This window comes from Streptomyces sp. NPDC004647, assembly GCF_040609575.1.
In the GTDB taxonomy this organism is placed as follows: Bacteria; Actinomycetota; Actinomycetes; order Streptomycetales; family Streptomycetaceae; genus Streptomyces.
In genome coordinates this window covers 48,199-57,693 of the sequence record NZ_JBEXKU010000050.1, presented here as the reverse complement: position 1 = coordinate 57,693, position 9,495 = coordinate 48,199, and the positions used below count along the sequence as shown (strand labels likewise).

At 66.6% G+C, this 9,495-nt stretch carries 9 protein-coding genes, 1 pseudogene and 1 riboswitch; of the genes and pseudogenes, 6 read left to right on the top strand and 4 right to left on the bottom strand.

What is annotated here, in order from left to right; all coding sequences use genetic code 11:
- Nucleotides 1–161 (bottom strand): annotated as a pseudogene (locus tag ABZW18_RS22165) (GPP34 family phosphoprotein); the annotation flags it as partial.
- 30 nt (nucleotides 162–191) lie between these two features.
- Nucleotides 192–494 (bottom strand): DUF1330 domain-containing protein, encoded by a 303-nt coding sequence (locus ABZW18_RS22160; protein WP_356189914.1) that lies wholly within the window; start codon nucleotides 492–494, stop codon nucleotides 192–194.
- 1,687 nt (nucleotides 495–2,181) lie between these two features.
- Between ABZW18_RS22160 and ABZW18_RS22155 the strand changes: the two genes are divergently transcribed.
- Genes ABZW18_RS22155 through ABZW18_RS22140 form a run of 4 tightly spaced genes read left to right on the top strand, consistent with a single transcriptional unit; the run spans nucleotide 2,182 to nucleotide 5,935 of the window.
- The gene (locus tag ABZW18_RS22155; RefSeq protein ID WP_356189912.1) at nucleotides 2,182–3,108 is read left to right on the top strand and encodes an extracellular solute-binding protein; all 927 of its coding nucleotides are present in this window, start codon (nucleotides 2,182–2,184) and stop codon (nucleotides 3,106–3,108) included.
- A 2-nt stretch (nucleotides 3,109–3,110) separates the two neighbouring features.
- On the top strand, nucleotides 3,111–3,986 hold the full coding sequence (locus ABZW18_RS22150) for an ABC transporter permease (protein WP_356189908.1): 876 nt from the start codon (nucleotides 3,111–3,113) through the stop codon (nucleotides 3,984–3,986).
- Nucleotides 3,973–4,809 (top strand): ABC transporter permease, encoded by an 837-nt coding sequence (locus ABZW18_RS22145; protein WP_356189906.1) that lies wholly within the window; start codon nucleotides 3,973–3,975, stop codon nucleotides 4,807–4,809. Before ABZW18_RS22150 ends, ABZW18_RS22145 begins: the two co-directional genes overlap by 14 nt.
- 4 nt (nucleotides 4,810–4,813) lie before the next feature.
- Complete coding sequence (locus ABZW18_RS22140) at nucleotides 4,814–5,935, top strand: ABC transporter ATP-binding protein (protein WP_356189905.1); 1,122 nt, start codon at nucleotides 4,814–4,816, stop codon at nucleotides 5,933–5,935.
- Between the two features lie 172 nt (nucleotides 5,936–6,107).
- Here ABZW18_RS22140 and ABZW18_RS22135 read toward each other — a convergent pair whose 3' ends face one another.
- Nucleotides 6,108–6,896: a CbtA family protein gene (locus tag ABZW18_RS22135; RefSeq protein ID WP_356189903.1), complete on the bottom strand. Its 789-nt coding sequence runs from the start codon at nucleotides 6,894–6,896 to the stop codon at nucleotides 6,108–6,110.
- Nucleotides 6,897–6,908: 12 nt separating this feature from the next.
- Entirely contained in the window at nucleotides 6,909–7,076 is a 168-nt protein-coding gene (locus tag ABZW18_RS22130) for a CbtB-domain containing protein (RefSeq protein WP_356189924.1), read from the bottom strand.
- An 85-nt stretch (nucleotides 7,077–7,161) separates the two neighbouring features.
- A riboswitch (cobalamin riboswitch) is annotated at nucleotides 7,162–7,317 on the bottom strand.
- A 135-nt stretch (nucleotides 7,318–7,452) separates the two neighbouring features.
- On the opposite strand from ABZW18_RS22130, the gene ABZW18_RS22125 reads away from it, so the two are divergent.
- Nucleotides 7,453–8,022, top strand: a complete 570-nt coding sequence (locus tag ABZW18_RS22125) for a histidine phosphatase family protein (RefSeq protein ID WP_356189901.1) — start codon at nucleotides 7,453–7,455, stop codon at nucleotides 8,020–8,022.
- Nucleotides 8,023–8,590: 568 nt separating this feature from the next.
- Entirely contained in the window at nucleotides 8,591–9,460 is an 870-nt protein-coding gene (locus ABZW18_RS22120; protein WP_356189899.1) for an arpA protein, read from the top strand.
- The last annotated feature ends 35 nt before the right edge of the window (nucleotides 9,461–9,495 follow it).

Genomic DNA, 9,495 nt, shown 5'->3' with positions numbered 1-9,495 from the left:
TGGCCCGGCACGATGTGATCGCCGTCCAGTCCGATGGCCTGGGCATCCAGGAGGTCGATCGCCTCGGCTCCCGCGAGCGCAAGCGACAGAGCGCCTCGCTCCACAGGACGACTGGACGCCATGTCCGTCGCAACGATCAACAGGTCCCGCGGTGTGGTCATGTGTGGCTCCATGTCAGCACGAGAGCTCGATCAACCCTGGCCGCCGGAGGCCGCCCGGATCCTCCGGTCCCCGGACGAGCTGTACCACGCCTTCGCCTTCGCCATATCGGGGAGCCCGAGCAGGGCCACCGAGCCCGGCCGTGCTCCTTCGAGGAGCTGCACCTCGGCGTCTGTCGCGAGCCACTCTCCGCCGTAGGGCGCTGTGAAGTCGGCGTGACGCTTGAATTCCCAGGACGGGCCGCCGTAAGTGATCCGTGCGCTGAGGGTCGAGACGTCCCTCCAGCGGTCCAGCCCGCCGTGGGCTTCGAGCACACGCTCAAGCAGTGCGTCCATCGCTTTACTCCTGCGCCTCAAGGGAGCTGGAGGCGAGCGGCATCGTGCGCCCGGTGGAACTCGGTCCATCGGCGGGCACTCCCGTATACGAGCTTACGGAGTGAGGACGGCAGCTGCATCCCACGCCGATCGCCCGGTGCTCCTGGCGAAGCAGCGCCCTTGGCGTCGTACGCAGCGCCCGGCCGGACGCGTGTGGGGGCATGCGCTGGATGCCACCGTCGGATACGGCTTCCGGGCGTGGCTTGCCGGGATCTGGCTCATCGCGCTGACCCCGCTCGGCACTCCGGTCCTCGGGGCCCACTCTCCGACCCCGGTGAAGCGGGGGGGAAGGCGTGCCATTCCAGTCCTTCGTCTACACCCTCGACCTGCTGATTCCGATCGGTGGTCCTGGCCGGCGCACTGGCTGGTACTGGACGGACAGCGGCGCCAGCGGCTTGCCTACCTGCTGATCGCGGCCGACTGGGTGCTCGCCACGGCCGCTGTCGCGGGCGTGACCCCGAACCCTCAACAAGAACGAGCAGCCGGACGGCGGCGCGCACTCCGTATGGGAACGTGGTGATCGACGTGGTGATCGGTACCGCTCGGAGCTACGTCGCACAACGTGTGTGGGGGCGCCGGATCGGCGCGGCCGAAGCCTTGCGAGATCAGCGACGGACTGTGGGCGGTCGTCACCGCCTCACCGTCACCTTCGTCGTCGCCGTGGTGGCCTGCCATGCAGTCCTCCGATCCAGTCTGCCGCCGCGCGGGGCCGGGTGCCTTGGGGTGCTGTCGTCGCAGCGGGGGCGGCGGCGCGGTGGAGCGGGGTTCCAGGGCAGCGCCTGACGGCAGACCCGGGTTCGTACCGGGAAGCGACCGGCGCGGGGGCGGTGCCGTGCGGCCCAGGCGGGGTGTGCCCAGGGCCGGAACGGCGCTGCCGTCTCGCGGTACGAACCTAGAACCAGGCACCAGGGGAGGGGGAGTGTGCGTTTCATCCACTCGCTGACAAGCCAGTGGATGTCTTGTACACCTCGGCATGGTGCGCCATGGCCTGTGCCACTGCCTCGGTCGGTCGATCGCGTCGGTCGACCGCGAAGTAATCCCGATACCGCGCCCGAATCGACGGGCTGCCGGTCCCGTGCGTGCGGCACGCGTCCGGTCCGTGCGTGCGGCGCGCGGCGCGCTCACGCCCGCGTGTACCTCGGATAGCTCCTCGAAAACAATCGTTGACGCTTAGACAAGTGCTCCCTATGGTTTGCGGCACGCGGTCGGCGACACGGACCTCACGAGCAATGAATCGTCCAATATCCACTGGTCCGGGACGCGAAGGCACAGGCGAAACCCGCAAAGCCCCAGCGATTGGCGACAGCCGCGTGAAAACGCGTACGCGACTTCGCCAACTTCTGGCGGAAATCTCCACGTTCACTCCGCAGATGTCACCGCCGATCCCACATGCCGTGGAAAAGGCAGACGTCGCTGCCTCCCCGATCCCGCATGCCTGGAAAGAGCAAGAGAGGCCGTGCCAAGAATGACTGAGCAACCAACAACACCTTTGAGCCGACGGTCACTTCTGAAGACGGGAGCCCTTACGGCGCTCGCGACACCGTTCGCCGGAAGCCTCCTCACGGCTTGCAGCAGCAAGTCCGCCGACTCCGGGCCTGCGAACAAAACCGTCACCGTCACCTCGTACGGTGGCTCCTACAACGACCAGTTGACCAAGACGATCCTGACGCCCTTTCAGAAGAAGACAGGTATTCGCCCGAAGCTGCTTGCCAATACGAGTCTGGCCGCCCTCAAGCTCCAGGTGCGCTCCGGCGATGTGCGGTGGGATCTCGTCGAGCTCACGGCACCGGAGTACGTCCAGGCCGTCAACGAAGGACTGCTCGAGAAGTTCGACTACGGCATCATCAACGACAAAGGTCTGCCGGCCTACGCGAAGGCCGACTACGGCATCAAGTACCTGAGTTTCCTGTTCGTCATGGCCTGGGATCAGGCCCATATCTCGGACGCGCGGGCGCCCAAGAACTGGGCCCAGTTCTTCGATCAGGGAAGATACTCCACCAAGCGTTCCGTGTACGGGCAGCTGTCGGACAGTTCCGTGCTCGAAGCGGCGCGGTTGGCCGAGGGCGTGCCGTTCGACGAGATCTACCCCCTGGACGTGGACGCCGCACTGCGATACCTCGCGCAGCACCCCGGCCGCGACAAGCTCCTTTACCACACCGCCAATCAGGAGCCGATCCAGCAGCTGACCTCGGGAGAGGTCTCGCTGTCGACCAGCTTCAACAACAGGATCAACGCCGCTCGCAAGGACGGCGCCAAACTCAACTTCTCCTCCCGCAACGGCATCCTCGCCGGCGACTACTTCGTCGTTCCGAAGGGCGCGAGGAACAAGGAGGCGGCGTTCCGGCTGATGGACTTCATGAGCAACAACGCCGACGCCGGTGCCGACTTCGACCGGACGACGCAACTCACGCTGGCCAACACCGCCGCGCTGTCCAAGCTGCCCGCCGACGTCGCCGACACCCTTCCCACGAGCCCGAAGCTGGCGAGCAGCATTCTGGAGCGGGACGACACATGGTGGGCCGACAACATCAAGGCGACGGAGCAGAAGTTCAAGCAGTGGCAGGCGGGTAGCTGACGATGCCCCTCGCCGCCACGGTTCCCGTCGAGGCGGGCGCCGCCACGCCCCGCGGACGCACCCTGCGCGTCCGTAAGGCGTGGCCGCTCCTTCTGGCCCCGATCGCCGTATTCAACGCCGTTTTCTTTCTGACCCCGCTGGGCACACTCGTCGCCTCCAGTACGGAGGACCGGGCCTACGAACGGGTGTTGCAGGATCCATTGGTGATCAAATCAATGGTGAACACCCTGCAGATCAGCGCGGTGTCCACGCTCGCCACGCTGGTGATCGGCTACCTGCTGGCGGTGGCGATCTGGCGTCGCGGCCCCCTCATGCGGATCGTTCTCTTCGCACTGGTGCTGCTGCCGTTCTGGACCGGAGTCCTGGTGAAGAACTTCGCGTGGGCGGTCCTCCTGCAGGACAACGGGCTGGTGAACGGCGCCTTGCAAGGAATCGGACTCATCGACCATCCACTGGCGCTGCTGCACAACCGGTTCGCCGTCGTTCTCGGGATGGTGCACTACCTCCTCCCGTACGCCGTTTTCCCGATCTTCGCCGCACTGGCGGCGATCGACAACCGGCTGGAGCTGGCTGCGCGGTCCCTGGGCGCGAGCGAGAAGTCGGTCTTCCGGCGGATCATCCTTCCTCTCACCGTGCCGGGCGTTTCAGCGGCGGGGCTGCTGGTGTTCATCATCTGTATCGGGTTCTTCATCACTCCGGTCGTGCTCGGCGGACCAGGAGACATGATGATCGCCAATCAGATCAATTTCTACGCACTGGAGTTGACCGACTTCCCCGGCGCTTCGGCACTGGCCCTCATTCTGACCCTCATCGTGAGTGTGCTCGTAGCGCTGTATCAGCGGATCCTTCGTGCAGGGGGTACACATGAGGTCGGCTAGTTCTCGACTTTCACCGACGCTGCTCGCCGCCGTACCGGTCTTCGTCTTTCTCGTTGTCCCGACGGCGATCGTGGTGCCGATGGCACTCAATCAGAGCCGGTACATCACCTTCCCGCCGGACAACTTCTCCTTCGACGCAGTAACGGGATTCCTCGGCGATCCGGGCTGGACATCAGCCGTGCTGGCAAGCCTGCAGGCCGCCGGTATCGCCGTGACGCTCGCCGTATTGTTGGGCGGTAGTGCGGCCGTGGCCCTGCACGGACGACGTTTTCCGGGACTGTCCGCGGCGTCCGGGGTGATCCTCGCTCCGATGATCGTGCCTCCCATCGTCCTGGCGCTGGGTTTCTACCAGTTCTTCAACTCCGTCGGACTCGTCGGTACGATCCTTCCGATCGGCCTCGCGCACGCCGTCATCGCCACCCCGTACACCTTCCTCACGGTCCGGGCCAGCCTTTCCGGATTGAACCCGGCGCTGGTGCGCTCGGCACAGAGCCTGGGAGCGGGAGTGGTGTCCGTGGCTCGCTTCGTGTATCTGCCCGTCATCCGGCCCGGTCTTATCGCGGGCGCGCTCTTCGCATTCGCGGTCTCCATCGACGAAACGGTGATCTCGCTGTTCCTGCAGTCGCCGAGCGCGACGACGCTGCCGGTCAAGATGTTCACCGATATCCAGTACAACCTGACGCCGGAAATCGCGGTTTCCTCGGCCATGTTGGTCACGATCGCCACTCTCGGACTGCTCGTGCAGATCTTCTTCATGCTCCGACGCCGTTCCATCGCCCGGATGCTGCCACTGACGACTGTGGCCCCCGACCAGACAGGGTGAGTTCATGACAACCTCAGCTCCGCTCCAGACAACTGCCCTGCCGACCGGGAGCCAGGAAGACGGTTCCATCGAACTGCGCCAGGTCCGTAAGGTCTACGGCGACGTCACCGCGGTCGACGATCTCGATCTCACCGTCCGTCCCGGCGAGTTCGTCACCTTGCTCGGCCCCAGCGGCTCGGGCAAGACCACGACCATGATGATGGTCGCGGGATTCGAGGACCTCACCTCCGGCATGGTGCTGATCAACGGCCAACCCGTCGACAGACTCCCTCCGAAGGATCGCAACCTCGGTGTGGTGTTCCAGAGTTACGCCCTCTTCCCGCATATGAGCGCCCGGGAGAACGTCGAATTCGCCCTGCGGATGCGCAAGGTCCGGCCGGCCGAGCGACGTCAGCGGGCCGAGGAGGCGCTCGACCGTGTCGGTCTGGCGAAAATGGGCGACCGCCGCCCGCGCCAGCTCTCCGGAGGACAGCAACAGCGTGTCGCGCTCGCCCGCGCCCTGGTCTTCAATCCGTCGGCACTCCTCCTGGACGAGCCGATGGCGGCGCTGGACAAACGGCTGCGCGAGCAGATGCAGGAGGAGATCAAGACCATCCAGCGGTCACTGGGGATCTCCGTCCTGTTCGTCACCCATGATCAGGACGAAGCCATGTCCATGTCGGACAGGATCGTCGTGATGCGGGACGGGAAGATCGTCCAGCAGGGCGCTCCCGAGGACGTGTACGCGCATCCTGTGACCGACTGGGTGGCCAACTTCCTCGGCGACACCAATCTGCTTCCGTGCACTGTCATGGAACGCTCGGACGACGTGGCCGTCGTCGACCTCGGCGAACTGGGCGTGGGCCGGGTCAGGGATCGCGGAGCCGTAGGCGAACGGTACGCGGTGTCCATCCGTCCGGAGCACATGGCGTTCATCCCGGCGGTACGCGCGGAGAACAGCGCGAGCGGCCGGGTGGTGTCCTCCACCAACCTCGGCGCCACCCTCCGTCACCGCCTGCGTGCCGGAGGGCAGGACCTGATGGTCCGCGAACTCTCGGCGGGTCCGCGGGCCCCGCGCGACCTCGACGCAGACGTGTGCGTCGGGTGGGAACAGGACGAGGCCCAACTGCTCGTACTCGACTCCTGAGGGGACGCGCTCGGTCGCGGCCATGAACGAGGCGCGCCGGAGAGGCGCGCCGGGAGAGGCGGGCGGGAACCAGGATCGCCACCGGCCGAGTGACCTGGTGTGGAAGGCGGGCATAACGGCGAGGACCCGCCGGGTGCTCCCGGCGGGTCCTCGGTCGTGTCTGTCAGTCGCCTCAGCCGACGGGTGCGGCGGACGGCGGAATGACGCCTTCGCGTGACGGGCTCGGGTTGAGCACGCGTTGGGCGAGCCTGCCGAAGACAACGCCGAACGCCGTCCACAGCAGGGCCTGGATGGCCAGCGATGAGAGGCGGAAGCCCCACAGCAGGTCGGCCGGGAAGTCGGACTTGACCTCGTCGACCGCCGGCAGGAACACGAATGCGGCACCGACGGTCAGCGCGAAGACCGCGCCTGCGGCCAGAGACGCGTCCCAGGCGCCGAGCCGAGCGGCCAGGCGCCGGCCCAGCCAGATGCTGCCCAGCCCCAGCAGCATGCTGAGGACGATCATCAGTACGTACAGGATCGTCCGCTGGTCGACGGTGCCGGGATCACCGACGGCCGGCGGGTTGGCGGGGTACTTCAGGAACGGCACCAGGGAAACGGTGACGAAGGCCGCACCGGCGACCAGGGCAGCCGTGGCCCGAGGGCTGAAGCGGCCCACGCGGCCCAGCGCGAAGCAGAAGACGACGGCGGCGATACCGCCCAGGGCCACGCCGTAGACGAGGACGGCGGTGGCCAGGCCGAGAGTCGACTGCACCGGCCGGCTGACCAGTTCGACCTCGACCTCGTGCGCATGCGTGGCGGCCGCCGCCCCATGGGTGTGGTGGCCCTGTCCCTCGAGGGCGATCGCGTCCTCCACGTGCGGTTCGCCGATCAGATAGGCGAGTCCGAACGCGAGCAGCCCGGCGACGACACCTGCGATCATGCCGCGCACGAGCAGGGATCTGACGGTGATGTGGTTCATGTCTCCGCCGGATCAGTGGCAGGGAAAGCCGAGCAGGTGGCGTCCGTCGTGGACCCACTCGTGGACACCCTCGCCGGAGAACAAGGCCGTCGCGCCCTGTTCGGCACCGACGAAGTAGAGCAGAACCATCATGAGCACGCCGAAGAAGAGGGCCCAGGGCGCGATCGCCTTGAGCGGCAGAGGCGCTGTGACAGTCGTGGGCGTGGAGCTGGAAGCGGTGGTCAGAGCCACAGCGAACCTCCCTGGGGAACACGCGTCCCATTCGGTGGAGCATGCGCGACAAGGCGGGGTCTGACTCACCGGCAGCCGTACCACCCGATCCAGGGTGTTTCGGCTGCTCGGCACACAGTGGCGCGACCGTCCCGGATTCTCACCGGACTTCCGTCGCCCCGTCGCATGAACCTCCAGACCGTACCGCCCTGCGTGGGGCGCGGCCAAGCCCCCGTCGGGCGCAGCGGCGGCACTGTGACTACGATCGCTCCGCGAAATGCGCCGGATGCGCCGGAGTGCGCCGGAACGGGATGCGCCGGAGTGCGCTGGAAAGAGAGGCGGGGGGATGACCGTACGGATGACCCTGCTGGCGGCCGCAGCCGGTGCGACCCGGCGCGAGGTGCGCTTCGAGGACGACGCCCCTCTCGACGAGCGCGGCCTGCTCCGGGCGCGGCAGCAGGCCCCGTCCTTGCCCGCCGTACGGCAGACCTACGCCGCACCGTCGTTGAGATGCCGGCAGACCGCCGAGGCGATGGGGCTGACCGCGGTAACGGCTCCGGAACTCGCGGCCTGCTCGATGGGGCGGTGGCGTGGCCGGACCCTCGACGAGGTCGCCGCTCAGGAGCAGGAGGCGGTCGCGGCCTGGCTCGCCGACCCCGCTGCCGCCCCGCACGGCGGAGAATCGTTGCTCGCCCTCCGCGACCGAGTGGGGTCGTGGCTCGACTGCCGGCCGGCCGTCGAGGAGGGCCGGGTGCTGGTGGTGGCCGACCAGACCGTGATCAGGGCGGCCCTCGTACATGCGCTGGGCCTACCGCCGCAGACGTTCTGGCGACTGGACGTCGAACCGCTGGCAGCGGTGGAACTCAGCGGACGGCTCGGCCGGTGGAATCTGCGCCTGTCCCCGGCAGGGCGTTGAAACAAACCGCGGTCTCCCGGGTCGGTCAACTCAACTCGCAGTCTGTGGTGCAGGGGGCATCTGTCCCGTTCCGTACCGCACCCACCTGTCCGAGGCCTTGCTGACCGTCACCTGCCGTGCCGTGCCGTGCCGTGGTGTGCCGGGCCTGGGGCGTTGAAACGTGTCCCTGCCGTTAGCCGCGTCCGGTTCCGTGCCGAGCGCTGGATGCATTTCCCGTTCCGGGAGCAGCTCACTTCGCGCCGCTCTCAATCGTCGTACGGCCCCGGCTCGTCCGGGTGGCTAACAGTCAGATACCAGTTTTGTCTGTCTTGTTGAGGACCGTTCAGTGTCGCGTGTCACAGACAACCTCGGAGCCATGAATGGCGAGCAATGAATGTGCTAAACCCGTCTGGGGTTCGCGAGAAGGGCGGTAAGACACTGCGGGCGCAGGCTTGTTGGGGGCGGTGGCGCCCTTGACAGTGTGTGGATCATGTTGCTTACGCTGCATGGCGTCGAAGACAGGAATCACCGAATTGGCCCGGGATGTCCGGGGGCCGGGGCGGTGGGCTTGCGCGTGGAGAGGAACTTCATGAGCACATCGGCAGCTCGGATGCTTGAGCGGGTGGTGGACACGGCCCGCTATCCCCTGTCGGAGCCGGAGGGTGCGGACTGGAAGTCCGTAATTTCTCGCACCCGGCGCGCGCTGGAGACGGATGGATGCAGCGTACTGCCCAACTTCCTTCGTTCCTCCCTGAACGATGCACTACGACTCGAGTGCGCGAAGATCGCCCCTCACGCGCATTATGATGTCGAAACCGTCAATGCCTACAACATCGCCGTGGACTCCGCACTGCCGGAGGACCATCCGGGTCGGATCGCCATCGAGCGCGGCAACGCTTTCGTGGCGCGTGATCGCATCCCCGAAGATTTCATCATCCAGCAGCTCTATTCCAGCGAGCTGTTCAAGCGCTTTGTCGCCGACTGCTTCGAACTTCCCCGTCTCCATGAGCTCGCGGACCCGCTGTCCGGGCTGGTCCTCAACGTGGTCAACCCAGGAATGGAGCATCCGTGGCATTTCGACACGAATGAGTTCACGGTCAGCCTGCTCACGCAGGAGGCGCAGGCCGGTGGCGTCTTCGAGTACTGCCCGAACATCAGGTCCGCACAAGCGGAGAATTTCGATGACGTTCGGGATGTCCTGGACGGCCGCGGTGGGCGCCTGATCCGTCGCCTTACGCTGCGTCCGGGTGATCTGCAACTGTTCAAGGGTCGTTACTCGCTGCACCGAGTGAGTTCCGTGCAGGGCGAGACCGCGCGCCATTCGGCGATATTCGCCTACAGCGAGCGCCCCGGAGTCATCGGCAGCGTCGCGCGGACGAAGCAACTGTTCGGCCGCGTGCTGCCCGAGCATCTGGCGGCCGAGGGACGCGCCGTGCGGGTCGACCAACTACTGGATTAGTGAGTCCGGTCGGCGATGTGACTCCGCCGTCCGTC

What these genes read in the sequence shown, in the direction of transcription:
- ABZW18_RS22160 (WP_356189914.1), bottom strand. Translation starts at nt 494, where the DNA reads ATGGACGCACTGCTTGAGCGTGTGCTCGAAGCCCACGGCGGGCTGGAC.
- ABZW18_RS22150 (WP_356189908.1), top strand. Translation starts at nt 3,111, where the DNA reads ATGCCCCTCGCCGCCACGGTTCCCGTCGAGGCGGGCGCCGCCACGCCC.
- ABZW18_RS22145 (WP_356189906.1), top strand. Translation starts at nt 3,973, where the DNA reads ATGAGGTCGGCTAGTTCTCGACTTTCACCGACGCTGCTCGCCGCCGTA.
- ABZW18_RS22140 (WP_356189905.1), top strand. Translation starts at nt 4,814, where the DNA reads ATGACAACCTCAGCTCCGCTCCAGACAACTGCCCTGCCGACCGGGAGC.
- ABZW18_RS22135 (WP_356189903.1), bottom strand. Translation starts at nt 6,896, where the DNA reads ATGAACCACATCACCGTCAGATCCCTGCTCGTGCGCGGCATGATCGCA.
- ABZW18_RS22125 (WP_356189901.1), top strand. Translation starts at nt 7,453, where the DNA reads ATGACCGTACGGATGACCCTGCTGGCGGCCGCAGCCGGTGCGACCCGG.
- ABZW18_RS22120 (WP_356189899.1), top strand. Translation starts at nt 8,591, where the DNA reads ATGAGCACATCGGCAGCTCGGATGCTTGAGCGGGTGGTGGACACGGCC.